The sequence below is a fragment of the Mycobacterium sp. PTI7 genome (assembly GCF_056679845.1).
Window position 1 is genome coordinate 4578711 of sequence record NZ_CM155252.1, and the last position, 22240, is coordinate 4600950.

General features: G+C 71.0%; 22 protein-coding genes. 13 read left to right on the forward strand and 9 right to left on the reverse strand.

Translation table 11 applies throughout. The annotated features are described in order from the left end of the window. The first annotated feature begins 66 nt into the window (after positions 1 to 66). Positions 67 to 519 (forward strand): Rieske (2Fe-2S) protein, encoded by a 453-nt coding sequence (locus AC1MEY_RS22090; RefSeq protein ID WP_480227520.1) that lies wholly within the window; start codon positions 67 to 69, stop codon positions 517 to 519. Here AC1MEY_RS22090 and AC1MEY_RS22095 read toward each other — a convergent pair. Beyond that, the gene (locus AC1MEY_RS22095) at positions 516 to 1589 is read right to left on the reverse strand and encodes an alpha/beta hydrolase fold domain-containing protein (RefSeq protein ID WP_480231617.1); all 1074 of its coding nucleotides are present in this window, start codon (positions 1587 to 1589) and stop codon (positions 516 to 518) included. The two genes, AC1MEY_RS22090 and AC1MEY_RS22095, sit on opposite strands and share 4 nt — an antisense overlap. A 167-nt stretch (positions 1590 to 1756) precedes the next feature. On the opposite strand from AC1MEY_RS22095, the gene AC1MEY_RS22100 reads away from it, so the two are divergent. Then, a complete protein-coding gene (locus tag AC1MEY_RS22100; protein ID WP_480227521.1) occupies positions 1757 to 2743 on the forward strand; it encodes an aldo/keto reductase in 987 nt (328 codons plus the stop codon). Here the strand turns inward: AC1MEY_RS22100 and AC1MEY_RS22105 are convergent. After that, the gene (locus AC1MEY_RS22105) at positions 2715 to 2975 is read right to left on the reverse strand and encodes a hypothetical protein (RefSeq protein WP_480227522.1); all 261 of its coding nucleotides are present in this window, start codon (positions 2973 to 2975) and stop codon (positions 2715 to 2717) included. The genes AC1MEY_RS22100 and AC1MEY_RS22105 overlap by 29 nt on opposite strands. 71 nt (positions 2976 to 3046) lie before the next feature. On the opposite strand from AC1MEY_RS22105, the gene AC1MEY_RS22110 reads away from it, so the two are divergent. From AC1MEY_RS22110 to AC1MEY_RS22140, 7 genes are all read left to right on the forward strand, one after another. Then, positions 3047 to 3748, forward strand: a complete 702-nt coding sequence (locus AC1MEY_RS22110) for a TetR/AcrR family transcriptional regulator (protein WP_480227523.1) — start codon at positions 3047 to 3049, stop codon at positions 3746 to 3748. A gap of 102 nt (positions 3749 to 3850) precedes the next feature. Then, positions 3851 to 6292: a GcvT family protein gene (locus AC1MEY_RS22115; RefSeq protein WP_480227524.1), complete on the forward strand. Its 2442-nt coding sequence runs from the start codon at positions 3851 to 3853 to the stop codon at positions 6290 to 6292. A 28-nt stretch (positions 6293 to 6320) separates the two neighbouring features. Further along, positions 6321 to 7463 carry an N-methyl-L-tryptophan oxidase gene (gene solA, locus AC1MEY_RS22120; RefSeq protein ID WP_480227525.1) on the forward strand — a complete coding sequence of 381 codons (1143 nt, stop codon included), beginning with the start codon at positions 6321 to 6323 and terminating at the stop codon, positions 7461 to 7463. Beyond that, positions 7460 to 8605 carry an aromatic ring-hydroxylating oxygenase subunit alpha gene (locus AC1MEY_RS22125; RefSeq protein ID WP_480227526.1) on the forward strand — a complete coding sequence of 382 codons (1146 nt, stop codon included), beginning with the start codon at positions 7460 to 7462 and terminating at the stop codon, positions 8603 to 8605. Before solA ends, AC1MEY_RS22125 begins: the two co-directional genes overlap by 4 nt. Before the next feature lie 26 nt (positions 8606 to 8631). Continuing rightward, positions 8632 to 9429: an IclR family transcriptional regulator gene (locus tag AC1MEY_RS22130; RefSeq protein ID WP_480227527.1), complete on the forward strand. Its 798-nt coding sequence runs from the start codon at positions 8632 to 8634 to the stop codon at positions 9427 to 9429. Positions 9430 to 9580: 151 nt separating this feature from the next. Then, on the forward strand, positions 9581 to 11347 hold the full coding sequence (locus AC1MEY_RS22135; RefSeq protein ID WP_480227528.1) for a BCCT family transporter: 1767 nt from the start codon (positions 9581 to 9583) through the stop codon (positions 11345 to 11347). A gap of 19 nt (positions 11348 to 11366) precedes the next feature. After that, the gene (locus tag AC1MEY_RS22140; protein WP_480227529.1) at positions 11367 to 12323 is read left to right on the forward strand and encodes a DNA polymerase domain-containing protein; all 957 of its coding nucleotides are present in this window, start codon (positions 11367 to 11369) and stop codon (positions 12321 to 12323) included. On the opposite strand, the gene AC1MEY_RS22145 is transcribed toward AC1MEY_RS22140, so the two are convergent. Together AC1MEY_RS22145 and AC1MEY_RS22150 are read right to left on the reverse strand one after the other, a co-directional pair. Beyond that, positions 12320 to 12970, reverse strand: a complete 651-nt coding sequence (locus tag AC1MEY_RS22145; protein WP_480231618.1) for a cutinase family protein — start codon at positions 12968 to 12970, stop codon at positions 12320 to 12322. The genes AC1MEY_RS22140 and AC1MEY_RS22145 overlap by 4 nt on opposite strands. A gap of 140 nt (positions 12971 to 13110) precedes the next feature. Continuing rightward, entirely contained in the window at positions 13111 to 14031 is a 921-nt protein-coding gene (locus AC1MEY_RS22150) for an AEC family transporter (RefSeq protein WP_480227530.1), read from the reverse strand. Positions 14032 to 14171: 140 nt separating this feature from the next. Here AC1MEY_RS22150 and AC1MEY_RS22155 point away from each other — a divergent pair, with 140 nt between their 5' ends. Beyond that, positions 14172 to 15200: a nitronate monooxygenase gene (locus AC1MEY_RS22155; RefSeq protein ID WP_480227531.1), complete on the forward strand. Its 1029-nt coding sequence runs from the start codon at positions 14172 to 14174 to the stop codon at positions 15198 to 15200. A gap of 85 nt (positions 15201 to 15285) precedes the next feature. Beyond that, complete coding sequence (locus AC1MEY_RS22160) at positions 15286 to 15834, forward strand: hypothetical protein (protein WP_480227532.1); 549 nt, start codon at positions 15286 to 15288, stop codon at positions 15832 to 15834. Between the two features lie 25 nt (positions 15835 to 15859). Here the strand turns inward: AC1MEY_RS22160 and AC1MEY_RS22165 are convergent, their stop codons facing one another. The 4 genes from AC1MEY_RS22165 to AC1MEY_RS22180 form a co-directional block, all read right to left on the reverse strand. Beyond that, positions 15860 to 17233 (reverse strand): NAD(P)/FAD-dependent oxidoreductase, encoded by a 1374-nt coding sequence (locus AC1MEY_RS22165; protein ID WP_480227533.1) that lies wholly within the window; start codon positions 17231 to 17233, stop codon positions 15860 to 15862. Between the two features lie 53 nt (positions 17234 to 17286). Further along, complete coding sequence (locus tag AC1MEY_RS22170; protein ID WP_480227534.1) at positions 17287 to 18117, reverse strand: cutinase family protein; 831 nt, start codon at positions 18115 to 18117, stop codon at positions 17287 to 17289. 82 nt (positions 18118 to 18199) lie between these two features. After that, a complete protein-coding gene (locus AC1MEY_RS22175; protein WP_480227535.1) occupies positions 18200 to 18916 on the reverse strand; it encodes an NUDIX hydrolase in 717 nt (238 codons plus the stop codon). A gap of 19 nt (positions 18917 to 18935) precedes the next feature. Continuing rightward, positions 18936 to 19415, reverse strand: coding sequence for a DUF4383 domain-containing protein (locus AC1MEY_RS22180; RefSeq protein WP_480227536.1), 480 nt, complete (start codon positions 19413 to 19415; stop codon positions 18936 to 18938). A gap of 86 nt (positions 19416 to 19501) precedes the next feature. On the opposite strand from AC1MEY_RS22180, the gene AC1MEY_RS22185 reads away from it, so the two are divergent. Then, the gene (locus tag AC1MEY_RS22185) at positions 19502 to 19630 is read left to right on the forward strand and encodes a hypothetical protein (RefSeq protein ID WP_480227537.1); all 129 of its coding nucleotides are present in this window, start codon (positions 19502 to 19504) and stop codon (positions 19628 to 19630) included. A 41-nt stretch (positions 19631 to 19671) separates the two neighbouring features. Beyond that, the gene (locus AC1MEY_RS22190) at positions 19672 to 20604 is read left to right on the forward strand and encodes an NAD(P)/FAD-dependent oxidoreductase (protein ID WP_480227538.1); all 933 of its coding nucleotides are present in this window, start codon (positions 19672 to 19674) and stop codon (positions 20602 to 20604) included. On the opposite strand, the gene AC1MEY_RS22195 is transcribed toward AC1MEY_RS22190, so the two are convergent. Then, entirely contained in the window at positions 20591 to 22141 is a 1551-nt protein-coding gene (locus AC1MEY_RS22195) for a methyltransferase regulatory domain-containing protein (protein WP_480227539.1), read from the reverse strand. The two genes, AC1MEY_RS22190 and AC1MEY_RS22195, sit on opposite strands and share 14 nt — an antisense overlap. Positions 22142 to 22240: the final 99 nt, after the last annotated feature.

Sequence of the window (22240 nt, forward strand, 5' to 3'; positions counted from 1 at the left end):
GCGGATTGCCGCGTCGCGGGATGTCAAACCCGGTTTCGGGCCTCTGGGCGGGGGTATCGGGGGTCGATGAACCTCCGCAACGATCCGCACGGCCGCGGTGTCGACACCAAGAGCATCCTGCCCCCCGTCACCCACGACCATCCCGTCCGCGCCCAAGGCCGGCGTCTGGTGGCGCTCGACGACCTGGACGACCGCCGCGTCATCGAGGTGGACACCGACGCGCACGGCGTCCTCGCCGTGGGCGTCACCCCCGACGACGTCCCGTTCGCGACGAGCAACGTCTGCCGGCACCAGTACGCCAAGCTCGGGCGCGGCCGCGTCACCGAGGAGGGCTGCCTCGAATGTCCTTGGCACCGAGCGGACTTCGACGTTCGGACCGGGGCCATGGTCGCCGGGCCGAAGGGCCGGATCTTCGGATTCAAGCCCTACTCGGCCGCGTTCAAGGCCGTCGGCAACGCCGTGAAGCTCCGGACCTTCCCCGTCGAGGTACGCGACGGGGCGATCTGGCTGACCGACTAGCTGGCGACGACGGCGTCACGCTCGGCGTGACTCGCGCGCACCGAGGTGAGGAACTTCGACACCTCGGTGGCGCACCGCCGTGCGTGGGACGTGTCGACGAGGTCGAACGCGTGACCCGCGCGCGGCACCTCGCAGTACCGGACCGGATTGCGGGACACCGCGCCGAGTGCGGCGTGGAAGTCGCGTGCCTCCTGCACCGGGATGATGGCGTCGTGCTCGCCGTGGATCAGCAACGTCGGCGGCGCGTCGGCGTGGATGCGGGCCATCGGTGACGCCGCCTCGAACACCTCGGGGTGACGGGACTGCTTGCGGCCGACCACGACGTGCTCCAGGAAGCCCTGGAAGCTCCTGCGCGACGCCGTCGACCGGTCCTCCCAGTCGTAGCGGCCGTAGATGCCGACCACGGCGTCGACGGACGTGTCGGCGTCGTCGGTCAGCTCGCCGCGGAATCGCTCGTCACCGGGGGTGAGCGCCGCCAGCGTGGCGAGGTGGCCACCTGCCGAGCAGCCGGCGACCGCGACGAAGTCACGGTCGCCGCCGAAGCGGTCGACGTTGGCGCGGGCCCAGGCGATGGCCGCGTTGACGTCGGCGACGTGGCGGGGCCACCGGTGCACCGGCGAGACGCGGTAGTCCATGGTCAGGCAGACCCAGCCCTTGCGGACCAGGTGTGCCAGCAGTGTGTGACCCTGCAGCACGCGGGTGCCCTGCACCCATGCGCCGCCGGGGACGAACAGCAGCACCGGCGCGTTCGGCGGCAGGTCGGGCCTGCGCCACACGTCGAGCAGCTGCGAGGGGTGGTCGCCGTAGCGGACCGAACCCCGGTGCAGGTACCGGCGCTTCTGCGCACGGAACCGCACGAACGGCGGCACCAGGCTGCCGTGGATGTCCTCGACCTCGACGTCCTCACCGGGCGCCTCGACCGGCACCTGGACCTCGGCGCCGGTTCCGGCGCGACGGCTGATGGCCGCCTTCAGCGCGGCCGGCGCGTAGTGACCGCCGTAGAGGGCCATCGCGGTGAGGCCGGCGAACGGTTCGAGGTGCTTTCCGACGACCGGGAGAGTCGAGTACATCCGGGTCGCGGCGAGCGCGATGTCCAACGGATTGAGTGCGCGGGGGATGTCGAGCACGGTTACCACCTAGGGCCGGGTCGGGGCTAACAAGTACGACGCCGGCTGGTCTGCAGCGCAGGGGTTGCTGTACCCCACGGTCCCCGTGTCGAAACCGTACCGTGGAGGTCATGAAGTTTCTCGACGTGGCCGGAATCGGCAAGGTGAGCCGCATCGGCCTGGGGACCTGGCAATTCGGCTCGCGCGAGTGGGGGTACGGCGACGACTACGCGTCAGGACCCGCGCGCGAGATCGTGCAGCGGGCGCTCGCGCTGGGCGTCACGCTGTTCGACACCGCAGAGGTATACGGCCTCGGCAAGAGCGAGCGAATCCTCGGCGAGGCGTTGGGCGAGGAGCGCAGCCGGGTCGCGGTGGCCAGCAAGATCATGCCGGTCGCGCCGCTGCCCGCCGTGGTCCGGCAGCGCGCCCGGGCCAGCGCGCGGCGACTGGGCGTGGACCACATCCCGCTGTACCAGATCCACCAGTCCAACCCGCTGGTCCCCGACTCGGTGATCATGCCGGGCATGCGGGACCTGCTCGACGACGGCACGATCGGTGCGGTCGGCGTCTCCAACTATTCGCTGGACAGATGGCGGAAGGCGGATGCTGCGCTCGGCAGGCCCGTGATCAGCAACCAGGTGCACTTCTCGCTGGCCCATCCGCGGGCGCTGAAGGACCTGGTCCCGTTCGCCGAGCGGGAGAACCGCGTGGTGATCGCCTACAGTCCGCTCGCGCAGGGGCTGCTCGGCGGAAAGTACGGCCCGGACAACCGCCCCGGCGGCGTGCGCGCGCTCAATCCGCTGTTCGGCACCGAGAACCTGCGCCGCGCCGAGCCGCTGTTGCAGACGTTGCGTGACGTGGCCGACGACGTGGGCGCCCGTCCCGCGCAGGTGGCGCTCGCCTGGCTGATCAGCCAGCCCGGCGTCGTGGCCATCCCCGGCGCCTCGAGTGTGGAACAGCTGGAGTTCAACGTCGCGGCCGCCGAAGTCGAGTTGAGCGGTGCTGCAGTTGAGGCGCTGACCAGCGCCGCGCGGGAGTTCCGTCCGGTGTCGGCGTCGAAGTTCCTCACCGACACGCTGCGCGAACGGTTCAGCGGTGGTGGTCGAGGAAACGGCTGATCCAGTCGGCCGTCGCGAACTCGCCGTACCGGCGGGGCTCGTCGATCACCCGGTCCCATCGGCCGCCGTCGTCGTCGTCGCCGGTGACCACCACGGGGCCCACGAAGATGTTGCCGCTGAACACCAGCCGCCGTTGGACCTCGCGAGCGTCGACATCGACGTGGTAATCGACGTGCCCGCCGACACCGGGGATCCGTTCGATGCGCCGCACACTCGTCCCGTTCAGGTCCACGCTGCCTCCTCCGCCCGCCACACTCTGCGATCCCCGACATAACGTCAACGGTGTTGACATAAGCTGGCGGAGTGACCACTCCGGGTAGGCAGCCGGCGGCGGGCCGACGGCGGCGGCGGACCCGAACCGGCATCGAGTTGTCGCGCGAGGTGTTCGTCGACGCGGCGGTGCACCTGATCGAGACGCGCGGCGCCGCGGTGCTGAGCGCCCGCACGCTGGGCACCGCCGTCGGTGCCGACCCCACCGCGCTGTACCGGTACTTCCCCGGCATCGACGACGTGTTGCGCGCGGTGGCCGACCGCATGATCGGCATCGCGCTGGACCGATGGGCGCCCGACGCGGACTGGGTCGAGTCGCTGCGGACGCTGGCGCGAGCGCTGCACCACGTCTACACCCGCGAATTCCCCCTCGTCGGCTTCGCCACAGCGGCCCGCACCACGGGGCTGCCGAACGAGATCCGCGCCGTCGAGATCACCATCGGCCTGCTGCGCGCGGGCGGGTTCGACGAACCGAACGCCGCCCGACGCTTCCGCGCGATCTCCGACTTCCTACTCGGCCAGGCGATGCTGGAGACGGCCTTCGCCGCGTTGCCCGCGAACGTGCAGGTCACGGACCTGGCGGCGTGGGAGGGACTGCCCGACAGGCTGCCCGCGGCGAACGCGCCGCACACCGAGTCGGTCGCCGGCCACCTGCAGACCCTGATGCTGGAAGCGTCGTTCGAGGACGGGCTGGACCTCATCCTCCGCGGCCTGGTCGACTCCCCGCGCAACTAGCCCGCAACTCACCCCCGACGAGGTGTTGCGGCCGCCCGACGACGGCCGCATACTGTTGCGCATCACGCATTGGTTGCACAAGACGCAACAGGAGTTGCATTCATGACCCACCCCAAGGTCGTCGTCATCGGAGCGGGAATCGTCGGCACGTCACTGGCCGACGAACTGACCGCACGCGGGTGCACCGACGTCACCGTGCTCGACCGCGGACCGATGTTCACCACCGGCGGCTCGACGTCGCATGCGCCCGGCCTCGTGTTCCAGACCAACGGCAGCAAGACGATGACCGAGTTCGCCCGGTACACGGTCGAGAAGTTCGTCGGCCTCGACGCGTTCGACCAGGTCGGCGGCCTCGAGGTGGCCACCACCGAGGCCCGCTGGGTCGAGCTGCACCGCCGCCACGGCTGGGCCTCGTCCTGGGGCATCCCCGGTGAACTGATCGACGCGGCGAGCTGCGCCCGGTTGCATCCCCTGCTCGACGCCGACCGCATCCTGGGCGGCTTCCACACCCCCACCGACGGGCTGGCCGTCGCCCTGCGCGCCGCGACGGCCCAGGCGGAGCGGGCGGCGTCGCGTGGGGCGCGCTTCCTCGGCAACCACGAGGTGGTCGACGTCCTCGATCGAGGCGGCCGGGTGGTCGGCGTCCGCACCGCGGCGGGCGAGGAGTTCCCCGCCGACGTCGTGGTGTCCGCCGCGGGGTTCTGGGGCGCCCAGCTCGGCGCCCGCGTGGGCCTGACCGTGCCGCTGGTGCCGATGGCCCACCAGTACGCCAAGACCGGCCAGCTCGCCGAACTGCGCGGCGACGACGACACCGGGGGCGGGCGCCGTCTGCCGATTCTGCGCCACCAGGACCAGGACCTGTACTACCGCGAGCACGGCGACCGCCTGGGGATCGGCTACTACGGCCACCGGCCGATGCCGGTGGACATGGCGACGCTGCTGGACGACACCGGCGGGCAGTCCATGCCGTCGATGTTGCCGTTCACCGACGACGACTTCGCGCCCGGCTGGGCAGCCAGTGCCGAACTGCTTCCCGCACTGGTTGATTCGAAGGTCGAGGAGGGCTTCAACGGCATCTTCTCGTTCACCCCCGACGGGCTCTCCATCATGGGTGAGCATCGCGACCTGCCCGGCTTCTGGGTCGCCGAGGCGGTCTGGGTGACCCACTCGGCGGGCGTGGCGAAGGCGATGGCGGAGTGGATCCTCGACGGCGCACCCGCCACCGACGTCCATGAGTGCGACCTCTACCGGTTCGAGGAGCCCGCCAAGAGCCCCGAGTTCATCATGACGACCAGCTCCCAGGCGTTCGTCGAGGTGTACGACATCCTGCACCCGCACCAGTACCGCAGCGATCCGCGCGACCTGCGGGTCAGCCCGTTCCACGCCCGCCAGCGGGAGCTGGGCGCGTTCTTCTTCGAGGGGGCGTGCTGGGAGCGGCCCGCCTGGTACGAGGCCAATGCGCCGCTGATGGCCGAGCTGGCCGTCGAGGGCGTCGCCTTCCCCGAACGCGACGACTGGTCGGGGCGGTTCTACTCGCCGATCTCGATCGCCGAGGCGCGGTGGACGCGCGAACACGTGGCGCTCTACGACATGACGCCGCTGACCCGCTACGAGGTGAGCGGGCCGGGCGCGTGCGCCTTCCTGCAGCGGCTCACCACCAACAACGTGGACAAGCGGACCGGGTCGGTCACCTACACCCTGATGCTCGACGAGACCGGCGGCATCCGTAGCGATCTCACCGTTGCGCGACTCGCCGACGACCTCTTCCAGGTGGGCGCGAACGGGCCCCTCGACCTGGACTGGATGACGCGGCACCTGCCCACGTCGGGGGTGACGGTGCGCGACGTCACCGGCGGGACGTGCTGCGTGGGCGTCTGGGGTCCGCTGGCCCGCGACCTGGTGGCGCCGCTGTGCGCCGCGGACGTCTCCCACGACGCGTTCGGCTACTTCAAGGCGATCCGCACCTTCATCGGGCCGGTGCCCGTGACGATGATGCGGGTGTCCTACGTCGGCGAACTCGGCTGGGAGATCTACGCATCCGCCGAACACGGCGCCAAGCTGTGGGACCTGCTGTGGGACGCGGGCCGCGAGCACCGCGCGATCGCCGCGGGACGGATCGCGTTCAACAGCCTGCGGCTGGAGAAGGGCTACCGGTCCTGGGGCACCGACATGACCACCGAGCACCACCCCGCAGCCGCGGGCGTCGGCTTCGCGGTGTCGGCCAAGAAGGGCGACTTCCTGGGCAGGGCGGCCCTGGACGCCGCCGCTCCGCCGACGACGACGTTGCGCAGCATCGTGCTCGACGAACCGAATGCCGTGGTGCTGGGCAAGGAACCCGTGCGGGATGGCTCGGGAGCCGTCATCGGCTACGTCACCAGCGGCGGCTACTCAGCCACGATCGGCCGTTGCATCGCCTACGCGTGGCTGCCTGCGGCCGTCGAGGTCGGCGATGCGGTGTCCGTCGACTATCTGACCGAGACCTACGGCGCGACGGTGCACGAGGAACCGGTGGTGGATCCCGAGATGAAGCTGATAAGGCGATGAGCGCCTGCGCGAAGAGAATCGAGCACCGATGAGCGACAACGGATACGACGTCATCGTCGTCGGCCTGGGCGGCATGGGCAGCGCGGCGGCGTACCACCTGGCGCGCCGGGGCGTGCGGGTGCTCGGGCTGGAGAAGTTCACGCCGGCGCACGACCGCGGGTCGAGCCACGGCGGCTCGCGCATCATCCGGCAGTCCTACTTCGAGGATCCCGCGTACGTGCCGCTGCTGCTGCGCGCCTACGAGCTGTGGGCCGAGTTGACCGCGGACACCGGTGTCGAGGTTCACCGCCTCACCGGTGGACTCTTCATCGGACCGCCCGACAGCCTCACCGTCGCGGGCAGTCTGCGCGCCGCCCAGGAGTGGTCGCTACCGCACGAGATGCTCGACGCCGGCGAGATCCGCCGCCGCTACCCGACGTTCACCCCGGCGCCCGGCGACGTCGCGCTGTACGAGGCCAACGCCGGGTTCGCGCGGCCCGAGGCGACCGTGCGCGCGCACCTCGACCTCGCCGCCCGCGAGGGTGCCGACCTCCGGTTCGGCGAGGAGGTGCTGGACTGGACCGACGGCCCGCGCGGGGTCCGCGTCACCACCGCCGGAGGCACCTACACCGCGGGCCAGCTGGTGGTGTGTCCGGGCGCCTGGGCGCCGACGCTGTTGACCGCGTTGGGGATTCCGATCACGATCGAGCGTCAGGTGCTGTACTGGCTGGAGGCACGCGGCGGCGTCGGACCGTTCGTGGACCACCCCATCTACATCAACGAGAACGAGTCCGGTGAGCAGATCTACGGCTTCCCGGCCATCGACGGACCCGACGGCGGCGTGAAGACGGCGTTCTTCCGCCGCGGCCGGGTGTGCACGCCCGAGACGATCGACCGCACCGTGCACGCGGCCGAGATCGACGAGATGCGTTCCCGCGTCACGCAATTGCTGCCGAGTCTGGACGGCCCCGCGGTGCACACCGCCACCTGCATGTACTCCAACACCCCCGACGAGCACTTCGTCATTACCCGGCCCGCCGACCTTGTCAACGTGACGGTGGCGTGCGGGTTCTCGGGCCACGGCTTCAAGTTCGTCCCCGTGGTCGGTGAGGTCCTCGCCGATCTCGCGACCGACGGGGCGACCACCCATCCCATTGGACTCTTCGACCCCCGCCGGCTGGTGACGACATGACGACGATCGACGACCCCCGCCCCGCGAGCACCCTGGTGCCCACGCTGGGCGGCAAGTACTACTGCGACCAGGGCGTGTTCGAGGCCGAGCAGGACCGCATCTTCGAGCAGATGTGGTTCTGCGCGGCCCGGGGCGCCGACCTCGCGACCCCGGGAGCGTTCCGCAAGGTCCAGGTGGGTCGCGAGAGCGTCCTGGTGGTCCGCGGCCGCGACGGTGCGCTCAACGCCTTCCTGAACGTCTGCCGCCACCGCGGTGCGATGCTGTGCACCGAGGACGCCGGCACCGTCAAGCGCCACCTGCGGTGCCCGTACCACGCGTGGACCTACGATCTCGACGGAAAGCTCAAGGCCGCACCGAATCTCGGATCGCTCACCGACGCGAACGGGGCGCGGATCAGCCGCACCGAGTACGGCCTCGTCCCGGTCGCGCTGCGCGAGTGGCTGGGCTACGCCTGGGTGTGCCTGGCCGACGAGCCGCCGTCGTTCGAGACCGACGTCGTCGGCACGGTGAGCGCGCGCCTGGGCGCCGCCGACGCGGTCGAGAACTACGGCGTCGGTGGACTCGCCGTGGGGCGCCGGGTGGTCTACGACGTGAAGGCCAACTGGAAGCTCATCATCGAGAACTTCATGGAGTGCTACCACTGCGCCACGATCCACCCCGAACTCACCGAGGTGCTGCCGGAGTTCGCCGACGGTCTGGCGGCGCAGTACTTCGTGGGCCACGGTGCGCTGTTCGGTGAGCAGGTGCAGGGGTTCACGATCGACGGCAGCGCGGGCGTGGATCCGATCCCGACCGTGTCGCCCGAGCAGGACCGGCGCTACTACGCGATCACGGTGCGACCGAACGTGTTCATCAGCCTGGTGCCCGACCACGTGATCTTCCACCGGATGTACCCGATGGCGGCCGACCGGACCGTGGTGGAGTGCGACTGGCTGTACGTCCCGGACGTCGTCGAACGCGGCATGGACCTGGAGCGTTCGGTCGAACTCTTCCACCGGGTGAACGTGCAGGACTTCGACGCGTGCGAGCGCACCCAGCCGGCGATGTCGTCGCGCGCCTACCGCGCAGGTGGCGTGCTGGTTCCGTCCGAACATCACATCGGTGACTTCCACGATTGGGTGGCAAACAAGGTGCGCGGCTGACGCGTGCACGGAAGGGGGGCCACTAGATGACGAGCACCATTGCCTACACTGGCCGGACCATGGAGAAGTCCGTCGCTGCGGTGCAATCGGTCGATCGCGCGCTGACCGTCCTCGAAATCGTCGGCAAACTCGGCACCGCCGGCGTCACCGAGATCGCCGGTGAGCTGGGGGTTCACAAGTCGACGGTGTCCCGGTTGATCGCGGTGCTGGAGTCGCGCGGATTCGTCGAGCAGCTCTCCGAGCGCGGCAAGTACCGGCTGGGCTTCGCGATCGTCAGGCTGGCCGGCTCGACCAGCGCCCGGATGGATCTGGCCAAGGAGAGTCAGGCGATCTGCGACCGGCTCGCCACGCAGTGCGGCGAGACCACGAACCTCGCGATCCTCGACGACGACCGCATCATCAACGTCGTGGAGGCGCACGGTCCCGCCGAGATCACGCTGCGCAGCTGGGTGGGCCAGAACTGCCCCGCACACGCGACGTCCAGCGGCAAGGTCCTCCTGGCGGACCTCCCGCCCGACGAGGTCGACGACCTCGTCGACGTCCCGCTCACCACGTTCACGCCGCACACGATCGCCGACCTCGCGACGCTGCGCGCCGAGCTGGCGGGCGTGCGTGCGGCCGGGTGGGCCAGCGTGCGTGAGGAACTGGAGATCGGCCTCAATGCCGTCGCCGCGCCGGTCCGCGACAGCACCGGCAAAGTAGTTGCGGCACTCAGCGTTTCGGGTCCGGCCTACCGGCTGGAGACCATTCGATTCGACGTGGTGGCCGAAATGGCCACGGCTGCGGCCGCAGCCGTGAGCCGCCGACTCGGACACACCGGGTGAGGCAGGCGCAAGCCTTGTCTGACAAGCGAATACGAACCGGTCCCCGACGGACCGGTTTGGTCATTCGCTCAGCACGTGACACGCTCGTGCTGTCTAATACGCACACGAGCGCAGTGCGCCCACAGCCGACGGACGAGGCGAGGAAATCGACATGTCACTGGACGTGAACACCGCAGGCGCGTCCGCTGCGGACCCGGACCCGAGCGCACGCAAGGTCAAGCCCAAGGTGGGGCACAACCCGCTGGCGCCGATCACCAACCGCGTCGAGCCCGCCGATCGCAATCCCGGCAGGGACTGGGTCGTGTTCGGCGTCACCGGCACGCTGGCGATCGGTTTCGTGCTGTGGGGCCTGCTCAGCACCGAGAGCCTGTCGACGGTGTCGTCCGGCGCCAAGGACTCGCTGATCAAGGGCCTGGGCTGGTTCTTCGTCCTTGCGGCGAGCTTCTTCGTCATCTACGTCCTGTGGCTGGCCGCCAGCAAGTACGGCCGCATCCCGCTGGGCGCCGACGACGAGGAACCCGAGTTCCGCACCACGTCGTGGATCGCGATGATGTTCAGCGCGGGCATGGGCATCGGCCTGATGTTCTGGGGCGTCGCCGAACCGCTGACGTACTTCGTCACGCCGCCTCCCGGCACCAGTCAGGCACAGACCGACGAGGCCTTCCAGACCGCCATGGCCACCACGATGTTCCACTGGGGACTGCACCCGTGGGCCATCTACGCGGTGGTGGGACTGGCGATCGGCTACGGCATGTTCCGCAAGGGCCGGCCGGGGCTGCTGTCGGCGGCGTTCACCTCGCTCTTCGGTGACCGCGCCAACGGTCCGGCCGGGAAGGTCATCGACATCCTCGCGATATTCGCGACCCTGTTCGGGTCCGCGGCGTCGCTCGGCCTCGGCGCGCTGCAGATCGGCCAGGGCATGGAGTTCAACGGGTGGGTCGGCACCATCGGCACCCCGATCCTGGTGACGATCATCGCCGTGCTGACCGTCGCGTTCATCCTGTCGGCCGTCTCCGGCATCGCCCGCGGCATCCAGTGGCTGTCCAACATCAACATGGTGCTGGCGCTCACCCTGGCGGTGTTCGTCTTCGTCGCGGGACCGACGCTGCTGATCCTCAACCTCATCCCGAGCGCACTCGGCGACTACGTGCGGGACTTCGTCGCGATGAGCGCCCGCACCGACGCCAACGGCGACGAGGCCCTCGCAGCCTGGCTGTCGGGCTGGACGATCTTCTACTGGGCGTGGTGGGTGTCGTGGACGCCGTTCGTCGGCATGTTCATCGCACGCATCAGCCGCGGCCGCACCATCCGCCAGTTCGTGACCGGCGTGCTGCTGGTGCCCACCCTGGTCAGCCTGGTGTGGTTCGCCGTCTTCGGCGGCTCCGCGATCGACCGCCAGCGCACCGTCGGCGACATGGTGGACGCGGACGGCGCGGTCGACAGCACCGGCGCCCTGTTCCGGCTGCTGGACACGATGCCGCTGGCCGGCATCACCAGCGTGCTGGTCATGGTGCTGGTCGCGATCTTCTTCGTCTCGGGCGCCGACGCCGCATCGATCGTGATGGGCTCGCTGTCGGAGAAGGGCTCGCACGACCCGCGCAAGAGCACCGTCGTGTTCTGGGGTGCGCTCACCGGGGCGGTCGCCGCGATCATGCTGATCATCGGCGGTGGCGGCGATGAAGCCCTGACCGGTCTGCAGAACCTGACGATCGTGGCGGCGGTGCCGTTCGTGTTCGTGATGGTGCTGCTGTGCGTGGCGCTCTACCGGGACCTGCGGACCGACCGTCTGGTGACCCTCGACCGCCGCAGCACCGAACTGGTGGAGCGCGCGGTGGTCACCGGTGCCGGTGAGCACGGCGAGCACTTCGACCTGGTCACCGAGTACCACGAGCCCGAACCGGGACCGCCGGCGAAGTAGCGCGGCCTAGGCTGGGTCGATGGCCGCGGAACAGCGCGACGGGGTCGACCTGACCAACCTCGACCAGCCGTTGACCCCGGAGGCGGGGGCCACCAAGCGCGATCTGGTGGACTACCTCGACGGGGTGGCGGAGCGGATGCTCCCCGGCCTGGCGGGCCGTCCGCTCACGGTGCTGCGGGCGCTGCGCGGCCGGGCGCCGTTCATGCAGAAGAACGTGCCCAAGTACACGCCGGACTGGGTGCGGACCGCGGCGATCTGGGCGGAGGCGTCGCACCGCGAGGTGCATTACCCGCTGTGCGACGACCGTCGCACGCTGCTGTGGTTGGCCAATCAGCGCGCCATCGAGTACCACCCGGCGCTGGGCCTCGCCGACGACCTCTACCGCGCCACGCACCTGGTGCTCGACCTCGACCCGCCCGCCGACTCGGGGTTCGACGCCGTGGTGGCCGTCGCGCACCTGGTGCGTCGGGCGCTGGCGGACTGCGGCCTGGCCGGTGCGGCGAAGACCAGCGGCGCCAAGGGCATTCACGTGTTCGTGCCGATCGACGACGCGGCCCCGGCCGACGACGTGGCCGCCGCCACCCGCGCGCTGGCCGCCCGCACGGAGGCGCTCGACCCGGACCTCGCCACAACCAAATACGTCCTGGAGGAACGCGGCGGCAAGGTGTTCGTCGACTCGACGCGGGCGGGCGGCAACACCGTCGCCGCGGCGTACACCCCGCGGCTGCGGCCGGGGCTACCCGTGTCGTTCCCCGTCGACTGGGGCGATCTCGACGCCGTCGACCCCACCGCGATGACCGTGCACACCGCGCTCGACGCCCTCGGCGGACGCGACCCGTGGCGCGAGTCGATGCCCGCACCGCAGCGTCTGCCCGACGACCTGATCGAGCAGGGCCGGACCATCCCCGTGGCCCGGGTCGCCGCGATGCACGAGGGCAAGCGGCGGGCCCGGGCGCGCCGGGAGCAGTCGGGCTAGAGCTTCCCGATCGCGAACGCGGCGCCCTCGTTGACCTGCCCGTTGACCGCGTAGAGCGCGTGCGCCACCGACGGTGCGCCGGTGAAGTCGCCGTCGCAGATCGTGTCGCCGGGAGCGCACAGCTGCAGCGTCCTGTCGGCGAACCGCGAACCGATCGTGATCTGGGGAGCGCCGTACTTGTTCAGGAACTGGCCCGAGGGCGTGCCGAACAGCACGACGGCGGCGACGTGGTCGACGGCCTGCTGCGACAGCGGTGCGGGCACCAGGTCGGCGGGCACGCCGCTGGGCACCACGTCGGAGGTGGTGAAGCCCGTCACGACCGCGCCCTGGGAGTACCCACCCAGCACGAGGCGGGTGTTGGGGCAGTCCACGGACATCTGCTGGATGCGGCCGCCCTCGTCGCGGATCCCGTCGACGACGGTGCGCGCGAAGGCGTCGCGGTCGTCGAAGTTCGAACTCGCCGGGTAGTTCACGGCGTAGACGCCGACGGTCCTGCCGCCGGCCTGGGCGCGGACGGAGTCGACGAACGCCTGCCCGATCCCGCCGACGCCGGGGGCCTCGCTGGTCCCGCGGGCGAAGACGACCTCGATGTCGGGACACGCGGGTTCGGCCGCCGCCTGGGGCACGGAGCCACCCACCAGCGCCATCCACGCACCCGTTGCCACGACGACGCTCGCGCGGAGCGCCTTGCTGACTGTCTTCGACTTCACCCTTGGTCCACCCTTCTTCGTGGCGACACCCGCCGCCATCGCACCCATACCCGGGAGACCACCCGGCAAACCGATTGTCAGCCCAGCAGGGCGACGATGGCGCAGATGATCGGCACGGACACCACGCTCGAGATCAGCGTCGCGTCGCGTGCCAGGGACTCGTTGCTGCGGTACACGGCGGCATAGGTGTTGATGTTCTGCGCGGACGGCAACGCCGCGAACACCGTCACCAGCAGCGTCTGCTCCGGCGACGCACCGAACACCCAGCGGGCCAGCGCGAACGCCAGCGCGGGCATGAGCACCGTCTTGAACACCACGACCACCCCGAGGTCCACCCGGTCGGACGGTGCGGTGCGTTCGGCGCGGCTGCTGAGCGAGATGCCGAACGCCAGCAGCACGGTGGGGATGGCGAGGTCGGCGAGCAGCCGCAGCGGATCGGCGACCGGTCCGCTCAGGTTGACGCCGGTGCCGGCGAACACCAGTCCGACGGCGCTGGCCGCGATGATCGGGTTGGTGATCAGGGCGATCACCTGGCGACCGGCGGAGCGGCGGGGCCGCGCGGCGGAGTTCAGGATCGCGATGCCGATCGGCGCCATCACCGTCGCCTGGAACAGGATGAGCGCCGATATCTCGGTGGTGCTGCCGAAGACGTAGACGCTGAGCGGGATGCCGAGGTTGCCCGCATTCACGTAGCAGGCGGTCCAGGAGGCGATCGTCGAGTCGCCGCGATTGCGCCGCCGGACGAGGGCGACCACCGCGAAGCACCCGGCGAACGCCAGCAGCGTCGCGATGGCCGACACCAGCAGCGGCAGCGAGAAGATCTGGTCGAGCGTCGCCTCCGAGAGGCTGAGCAGCAGCAGCGCAGGCACCCCCACGTGGAAGGCCACGCGGTTGAGCACCATTCGGGCGTTGTCACCGAGGACGCCCGTCCTGCCGACGATCGCACCGACGACGATCACGACGCCGATGACGGCGAAGGCTTCGAGGACGGCGAGCACGGGGACGATCCTCTCAGGCTGGTAGGCGAGCCCTCGCAGCAGGAAGAAGACCCGTCGTTGCCCTGCGGAAGCCCGACGGCCGAGAATCGTTGTACCGAGGACGGACACGTAGTCCGGCAGAATCGACGGAAGGTATTCCGATGACGTCCCCGCTGGCCGACCTCGGCCTCACCATCCCCGTGCTCGCCGCGCCCATGGCCGGCGGCGCGACCACCCCCGCGATGGTGATCGCCGCACACCACGCCGGCGGCCTCGGGCTCCTCGCCGCCGGGTACAAGACCGCCGACGCGCTCGCGGCCGAGATCGACGCCGTGCGCGCGGCGGACGTCCCGTTCGGCGTCAACGTGTTCGCGCCCAATCCCGTGCCGATCACGGCCGACGCCTACCGCGCCTACCGCGCGGCGGTCCAACCCGACGCCGACCGGTACGGCCTGACGCTGCCCGAGGACGTGGTCGACGACGACGATCGGTTCGACGCCAAGCTCGATCTACTTCTCGCGCAACCGGTCCCACTCGTCAGCTTCACGTTCGGCATCCCCGGTCCCGACGTCGTCGCACGGTTGCGCAAGGCCGGCACCACCGTCGCCCAGACCGTCACGTCGAGCGCGGAGGCGGAGCGGGCCGCGGCCGCGGGCGTCGACGTGCTGGTGCTGCAGGGCATCGGCGCCGGCGGCCACTCGGGCACGTTGAGCCCCGACCGGCCACTCGCCGACGTCGCGCTCACCGACCTCGTCGCCGACGTTGCGCACCGCACCTCGCTGCCGATCGTCGCCGCGGGCGGGCTGGGCACCCCCGAGGACGTGGCCGCGGTGCTCGCCGCGGGTGCGGAGGCCGTCGCCGTCGGCACGGCCCTGCTGCTCGCCGACGAGAGCGGCGCGTCGGCCACCCACCGCGCGGCCCTCACCGACCCGGAGCGCACCGAGACGGTGCTGACCCGGGCGTTCACCGGGCGACCGGCGCGCGGACTGCGCAACGGCTTCATCGACCGCTTCGAGCCGACCGCGCCGCTGGGCTACCCGGCGCTGCACCACCTCACCAGCGCGCTGCGCAAGGCCGCCGCCGCGGCGGGCGACGCCGACCTGGTCCACCTGTGGGCAGGCACCGCCTACCGCACGGCCCGCCAGGAGCCCACGGCCACGATCCTGCGCCGGCTCGCCGGCGACGGGTGACGTCAGTTCTCTTGCGGTGCGGACCGTTTCGCGTGCCCTCGACGGGGTATCGGCCGACGATCCACCACCTCACCTAGGAGAACCCATGGCACGCGCAACACTGGTCCACCAGATGCACGACCTCGGTCTGGCCGCCTGGTTCGGCGGCACCCTCGCCAACGCCGTCACCCTCAACCCCGCGGCGTCGTCGGCGGGCGACGCGGCGAGCGTCGGCGCCGTCACCAATGACGGCTGGGATCGCTGGACGCCGATCAACGCCGCCGCGATCGGCGTGCACCTGATCGGTGCCACCGGGCTGCTCAAGCACGATCTCGGGCGCGCGAAGGCCCAGCAGGGCGTGCCGTCGATGGCGGCCACCAAGATCGGGCTCACCGCCGTCGCACTCGGCGTCACCGGCTACAGCCGCATCCTGGGCCGACGGGTCTCCGATCACCGGGCGGTGCCGGCAGCCGACGGCACCACGCCCACCTCGACGACGCCGCCGGAGGTCGCCGCCGCGCAGAAGCAGCTGAAGCTGCTGCAGTGGGTGATACCCGCCGCGACCGGCGCACTCGTCGCGATCGGCGCCTTCGCCGCCGAGCAGTACCGGCCCGAGGAGGTCGGCAGGGGCGCGCTGCAGCGCCTGCTGCCCTGACCTCTCGTCGACGCGCTGCCGGCGGTCAGCCGGCAGCGCGTTCCTCGGTCCGCACCTGCTCGGCGACCTCCGCGAGCGTCTCCAAACGCGTTCTGGCGTAAGCCTGTTGCTCGGTGATCGCCAGCTGTCCGCGGCTGTGTCCGATGAACGTACCGGTCCAGGCCAGCAGGGTGGCGACCTTTGAGCTGAACCCGACGAGCAGCGCGAGGTGCAGGCCCAGCCAGGCGAGCCAGCCGAGGAATCCGCCGAACTCGATCGGCCCGATCTTGGCGACGGCGTTGTACTTCGACACCGTCGCCATCGAGCCCTTGTCGAAGTACGAGAACGGCTTTCGCGCGTCGGGCGAGGCGCCCTTCAGCTCGCGCCGCACGTGCTTGGTGACGTACTTGGCGCCCTGGATCGCCCCCTGGGCCATGCCGGGGACGCCGGGGACGGCGGCCATGTCGCCGATCACGAACACGTGGGGATGGCCGGGGATCGACAGGTCGGGCAGCACCTGGACCCGGCCCGCGCGGTCGAGTTCCACCCCGGACTGGTCGGCGAGGTCGCGGCCCAGCGGGCTCGCGGCCACGCCGGCCGACCACACCTTGCAGGCCGACTCGATGCGGCGGACGGTGCCGTCGGTGTCCTTGACCGTCAGTCCGTTGCGGTCGACGTCGGTGACCATCGCACCGAGCTGAATCTCGACGCCGAGCTTCTCCAGCTTCGCGCGGGCCTTGTTGCCGAGGTTCTCGCCCATCGGCGGCAGCACCGCGGGCGCCGCGTCGAGCAGGATGATCCGTGCCTCGGTGGGATCGATGAGCCGGAAGCTCCCCTTGAGCGTCTCGTCGGCGAGTTCGGCGATCTGGCCGGCCATCTCCACGCCCGTCGGGCCGGCGCCGACGACGGTGAAGGTCAGCAGCTTCTGCCGGCGTTCGCGCTCGCTGGACCGCTCGGCCTGCTCGAACGCGCCCAGGATGCGGCCGCGCAGCTCGAGCGCGTCGTCGATGGTCTTCATGCCGGGCGCGTGCTGGGCGAAGTGGTCGTTGCCGAAGTACGACTGCCCGGCGCCGGCCGCGACGATCAGCGTGTCGAACGGCGTCTCGTATACGTGGCCGAGGAGTTCGGAGACGACGAGCTTGCGGGTCAGGTCGATGCGGGTGACGTCGCCGAGGAGGACCTGCGCGTTGCGCTGCTTGCGCAGGATCATCCGGGTGGCCGGGGCGATCTCGCCCTCGGAGATGATGCCCGTCGCCACCTGGTAGAGCAGCGGCTGGAACAGGTGGTGGGTGGTGCGGGCGATCATCTTGACGTCGACGTCGGCGTGCTTGAACCCCTTCACGGCGTTCAGGCCGCCGAACCCGGAGCCGATGACGACCACCTGGTGCTTCGTGGACGTGGTTTTGGTGGCGGCGCTCATGTGAGGCTCCTTCGCGGGACGACTCCGCCTCAGTTACCCCGTAGGTGGGCCACTTACTCGGCCGGCACCACCGGCAGCGGGGAGGCGCTGCTCACCAGCTGGTAGAGCGGCGTGCCCCAGTCGTGCGGGCCGCCGACCATCGGTGCGTAGGAGGTGTGGATGGCGAGCGCCGCCGGGGCGAGTTCGTCGGCCTCCGGGTCGTAGTCGCACACCGGGTCGCCGACGTCGCAGACGCTGATGGTCTTGGCGCCGATCGACGGCGGCAGCGGCGACGTGTCGGTCGAGGCGAGAAAGGAGTGCTCCTGGGCGACGCCCTTGCCGATGCCGGGCGTGATGGCGGTGGAGCCGAGGTTGATCGTGGTGTCGACGGGCAGCCGGTCGCCGTCGGCGATCAGGAGCGCGGCCGCGACGTTGGGGTTCTCGGCGACGTCGTACAGGTTGCGGTGGACCACCATGGCGCCTTGCGAGTAGCCGGCGAGCACCACCATCGTGTTCGGGCAGCGGGCGGTGAACGCCTCGAGCTGCTCGGCGGTCGCGTCGGCGCCGTCCTCGACGCTGTCCATGAAGCCCATCCAGCCACCGATGCCGCCCTCGAGCGGGACGGGCGCGGCCGGGTACTGCACGGCCTCGGCGGTGATGGTGCGTCCGTCGGCCGCCAGTTCGGAACTGAGCTGCAGGTAGGACTGGTAGACGACGCCGCCCATGCCACCGTTCTGGGTGAGCCCGGCACCGTCGCGCTGGCCGGATCCGGCAGCACCGAGCCAGTGGTAGTCGGCGCAGCCCGGCTCGGCCGACGCGGTGCCCGCGGTCGACAGACCGGTCAGCGCCAGCGTGGCGGCAGCGACGGTCAGCCCCAGGCGGCGGATGCTCTGACGACGACTCACGGTTGGGTTCCCTCCGACTCCGCGCGGACGGTCCACGTGTCCGACGCTTCGACTGGTACTTCGCTGGGAGAGGCCCGCGGCGTTACTTCCAGGCGAACACCGGCTGTTCCAGCTGGTCGACGGCGTCGTGGCGGCCCTCCAGGCACAGCCACCGCAGTTGCAGGAGGACGGCGCCGGTGGGGGCGTGGATCAGGTCGTTGCCCAGCGGGATCTGCACGACGGGCCGCGTGCTCTCCGGGATGTCGACGAACCGCGGCGAGTCGTCGCGTTGCAGCTGGTGCAGGCCGATCCGGTAGACGGCGACCACCTCGTCCGGCGACGGCCGCGGATCGAGCCGCCCACCACCCCAGACGACGACCGGGGTGATCACGTAGCCCGACCGGGTCGGGTAGTCGTCGAGCAGGCCGAGGATCGCGGACTCGGGCAGCGTGACGCCGACCTCCTCCTCGAGTTCGCGCAGCGCGGCCACCTCGACGGTCTCGCCCGGGTCGAGCCGGCCGCCCGGCAGCGCCCACTGCGCGGAGTGCGAGCTGAGCCGCGACGCCCGCCGGCACAGCAGGAACGCCGCCCCGCCCGACACCCCGACCATGCGTCCGTCGAGACCCGCCTCCATCGGCCGGCCCGCGATCCAGTCGTCGACGGGTGCCGGGTCGACGCGGTCCTCGCCCTCCTCGGAGTCGACGAGGACCACCGCGACGGCGGCGTGCCGCTTGGTCGGGTCGGTCACCACGCGGCGGTCGTGCCCGGCCAGGTGGTGCCGGATCCGGTCGCGCAGCGCGTCGTCGTAGCTGATCGTCACCGCTCGACCATAGGCACGGCTAGGTGTGGCGGACGTCCCGAGGTGCGTCGGCGCGGCCCAGCACGATCCCCAGCGCGAGCATGCCGATCGCCAGACCGAGGTGCAGCCAGTTGTCGGCGGTGTTCACCGGGACGAAGTTGGCCGACGAGTCGTGGTCGATCACCAGTCCGTAGACGAACAGCACCGCGTAGACGATGCCGCCGCCCACCAGGTACCAGCGGGCGGCCGAGAACGTGCCCGACAGCGCGAGGCCCACGACGCCGAACAGGAGGTGGACCACGTTGTGCAGGCCGGACACGTTGAACAGGCCGAGCAGCTTGGCCTCGGAGTGGTGACCGGCGAAGGTCATCGTGTCGTAGTCGGTGGTGACCCCCGGGATGAAGCCGAGGATGCCGACGAGCAGGAACACCGCCCCGACCGCGATCGCGGCCCATTGGACGGCGGAGCGGCCTGCCGTCGGTGCTGCCTTGGGTGATCCCTGAGTGCCTGGAGTTGCCATGCGGCGCCACATATCCGGTCGGTTCGCGTCCAAACACGGAGTTCGCTGAGCGGATACCGCGTACGCGGAGCGGGTACGGCTGTCAGATGACCAATCCCGAACAGCACGAAGGTGATCCCGAAGCCGAGGACGGCCAGCCCCTGGAGGTGCCGCCCGCTGCCCCCGCCTACGGCACCCCGCCGCCCGAGGGCATTCCCGACGCCGAGCACGACTAGACCCACCCCGGCACGCGTGGCGACGTGACTACCGTGAGGTCATGTCGTCACGCGTCGCCGTCATCGGTGCAGGCCTGTCCGGTTCGGCCTGCGCTCGGGCGTTGCGAGAGCGCGGCGTCACCGTCGACCTGATCGAACGCGGCCACCGTCCCGGCGGGCGGATGGCCTCGCCGAGCGTGCACGGCCGGCGCGTCGACGTCGGAGCGGCGTACTTCACCACGAAGGAGCCCGAGTTCACCGCGGTCGTGGAGCGCTGGGTGGCCGCCGGCCTCGCCCGCGGCTGGACCGACACGTTCGGCGTCGCATCCCCCGACGGGCTCGACACCACGACCGGTCCACTGCGGTACGCCGCACCCGACGGCCTGCGATCCCTGGTCGTCGACGCGGTGCCCGACGACGTCCGGCTCGAGACCGAGATCCGCTCTTTGGACGACCTGGACCACGACGCCGTCGTCCTCGCGATGCCCGACCCGCAGGCCGCCCGCCTCGCGCCCGACGCCGCGGACTGGGTGACCTACGAACCCGTCGTCGCCGTCGCCGCGGGCTGGGCCGACCGGTGCTGGCCGATCGCCGACGCCGCGTTCGTCAACGACGACGCCGACGTCAGCTTCATCGCCGACGACGGCGCCCGGCGCGGTGACGGGGCCGCGGTGCTCGTCGCCCACACGACCGCCGACCGCGCGGCCCTCCATCTCGACCACCCCGAGGACGCCGTGGCACCCGTCCTCGACGCCCTACGGCGCCTGCTCGACGTCGCCGCCGCGCCGGAGTGGACCCATGCCCACCGTTGGACGTTCGCGAAACCCGTTGGCACGCACGGCGACGAGCCGTTCGGACTGACCACCCACGGCGGTCGCGCGCTGGGCCTGTGCGGCGACTCGTGGTGTCCGTCGGGCGCGCCACGCGTCGAGTCGGCGTGGCTGTCGGGTCACCGTCTCGGCGCCGCGCTGGCCGACGGGCTCACGCGAGCTTGAGGTCGCGCAGGTGCCCGGGCAGGGCGTCGACGTAGTCCGCGAGCTCGTCGGCCCCCAGGCCCGTCTCGTCCTGCCGATCGACGAGGTCCGCGAGCAGCGCCGCGCGGTCGCGGGTGCCGTCGAGCAGCGGCAGGAGCACCCGGTCGACGGGCGCGAGGATGAGCGGCTCGTGCCAGAGGTTGAAGATCGACGCCCCGTGGTCGTCACGCGTCGCCTCGACGGTCCGCCGGATCGCCTCCGGTAGGCGCAGCGCCGGGCCACCGCGCGGCCGAACGGGCTCGAGCCGGTAGCGGGCGTGGCCCTGCACGATCAGCACGCCCAGCAGGTTGTCGACGTGCGCGGCGAGGTCCGCGCCAGGCGTGAAGCCCGCGGCGGTCAGCCGGTCCCGCACCGCCTGCACCAGCTCGCCGCGAGAGGTCGTCCACGGCCACCGCTCGTTCAGCGTCTCGAGCGCCGCCTTGAGCCCCGGGTCGTTCGTGAACAGCGTTGCGCCATCGGCGACCTCGAACTCCTGGCGGGAGTGGTCCAGCACGGTGACCCCGTCGACGGGCGGCGACCAGGCCGCGACGTGCAGCGCACCAAAGCGGCCGTGGTCGAGTGCATACCGGATCCGGGGCGCGCGGTCGGCGTGGACGAGCAGCGACTCCCGGAACGCCCGGTTGACCACGAAGTCGAGGTACTGCTCCACCAGCACCTGCGAGCCGCCGCACTTCTGGGTCAGGTACTCGGCGACCCGCGGGCCGTGGTTCGACGGGAACATCGTCTCCGGCCGTGCCTCGGCTAGGAAGGCCAGGCCGTGACCGCCCGCGCGGCCGACGAACTCGTAGAAGTAGCAGGGCGCGTTGAACGTCTCCAGCTCGTCGTGCAACAGGTAGGAATCACCGAAGTCCTCGTCCCTGGCCACGAATTCGGCGAGGGTGCGGGCCAGCACGCCGTCGGCGGGCGCCACGTCCCGCAGGAAGCCGACCACGTCGCGCGCCGCGTCGACCTTCTCCCTCGGCGTCCCACTGGCGCCGCCGGCCAGCAGCATGGCGTCGCGGACCACCTCCTTGGCCTTCCAACCCGGGTAGGTGTTGTAGCTGAGGTAGGCGACGCCGTTCGGCGCGAGTACCGAGCTCACCAGCGCCAGGATGGCGTCCCGCACCGTCTCGGGCACCCAGCTGTACACGCCGTGCGCCACGATGAAGTCGAACCGACCGAGCGCCGCGACGTCGATGGCCGCCACGTCGCCCGCGATCAGCTCGACGTTGCGCAGCCCGAGCGCGTCCACTCGGGCGCGGCCCAGGTCGATCTGCACCCTGGACAGGTCGATGCCCACCGCCCGAGCGTCGGGGTGGGTGGCGGCGAACGGGATGAGGTTGCCCGCTGCGGCGCAGCCGATCTCGAGGACGCGCGCCGTCGCGACCGCTGGTGCGTCCAGACCGAAGACGTGCGCGATCGCCGCCAGGTTTCCCGGCGCGGACTGCGCGAAGGCGTCCGAGGTGTACGGCGTCGCGTCGTAGTCGGCGCGCAGGCCGTCGATCGCGTCTCGAGTCACGACGTGCTCCTGTGGTGTGTCACCGGGCGACGGGCCGCCGACCGCGAGTGCCGAGAAGATACAGGCGCCCGCTGAACGACCGGTGTTGCACGGGAGCCG

Coding starts and splice junctions, on each gene's coding strand:
- solA (WP_480227525.1), top strand. CDS start 6,321: ATGAGCGACAACGGATACGACGTCATCGTCGTCGGCCTGGGCGGCATG.
- AC1MEY_RS22090 (WP_480227520.1), top strand. CDS start 67: ATGAACCTCCGCAACGATCCGCACGGCCGCGGTGTCGACACCAAGAGC.
- AC1MEY_RS22145 (WP_480231618.1), bottom strand. CDS start 12,970: ATGGCGCTGGTGGGTGGCTCCGTGCCCCAGGCGGCGGCCGAACCCGCG.
- AC1MEY_RS22155 (WP_480227531.1), top strand. CDS start 14,172: ATGACGTCCCCGCTGGCCGACCTCGGCCTCACCATCCCCGTGCTCGCC.
- AC1MEY_RS22190 (WP_480227538.1), top strand. CDS start 19,672: ATGTCGTCACGCGTCGCCGTCATCGGTGCAGGCCTGTCCGGTTCGGCC.
- AC1MEY_RS22125 (WP_480227526.1), top strand. CDS start 7,460: ATGACGACGATCGACGACCCCCGCCCCGCGAGCACCCTGGTGCCCACG.
- AC1MEY_RS22185 (WP_480227537.1), top strand. CDS start 19,502: ATGACCAATCCCGAACAGCACGAAGGTGATCCCGAAGCCGAGGACGGC.
- AC1MEY_RS22115 (WP_480227524.1), top strand. CDS start 3,851: ATGACCCACCCCAAGGTCGTCGTCATCGGAGCGGGAATCGTCGGCACG.
- AC1MEY_RS22130 (WP_480227527.1), top strand. CDS start 8,632: ATGACGAGCACCATTGCCTACACTGGCCGGACCATGGAGAAGTCCGTC.
- AC1MEY_RS22165 (WP_480227533.1), bottom strand. CDS start 17,233: ATGAGCGCCGCCACCAAAACCACGTCCACGAAGCACCAGGTGGTCGTC.
- AC1MEY_RS22135 (WP_480227528.1), top strand. CDS start 9,581: ATGTCACTGGACGTGAACACCGCAGGCGCGTCCGCTGCGGACCCGGAC.
- AC1MEY_RS22140 (WP_480227529.1), top strand. CDS start 11,367: ATGGCCGCGGAACAGCGCGACGGGGTCGACCTGACCAACCTCGACCAG.
- AC1MEY_RS22180 (WP_480227536.1), bottom strand. CDS start 19,415: ATGGCAACTCCAGGCACTCAGGGATCACCCAAGGCAGCACCGACGGCA.
- AC1MEY_RS22095 (WP_480231617.1), bottom strand. CDS start 1,589: ATGTACTCGACTCTCCCGGTCGTCGGAAAGCACCTCGAACCGTTCGCC.
- AC1MEY_RS22100 (WP_480227521.1), top strand. CDS start 1,757: ATGAAGTTTCTCGACGTGGCCGGAATCGGCAAGGTGAGCCGCATCGGC.
- AC1MEY_RS22160 (WP_480227532.1), top strand. CDS start 15,286: ATGGCACGCGCAACACTGGTCCACCAGATGCACGACCTCGGTCTGGCC.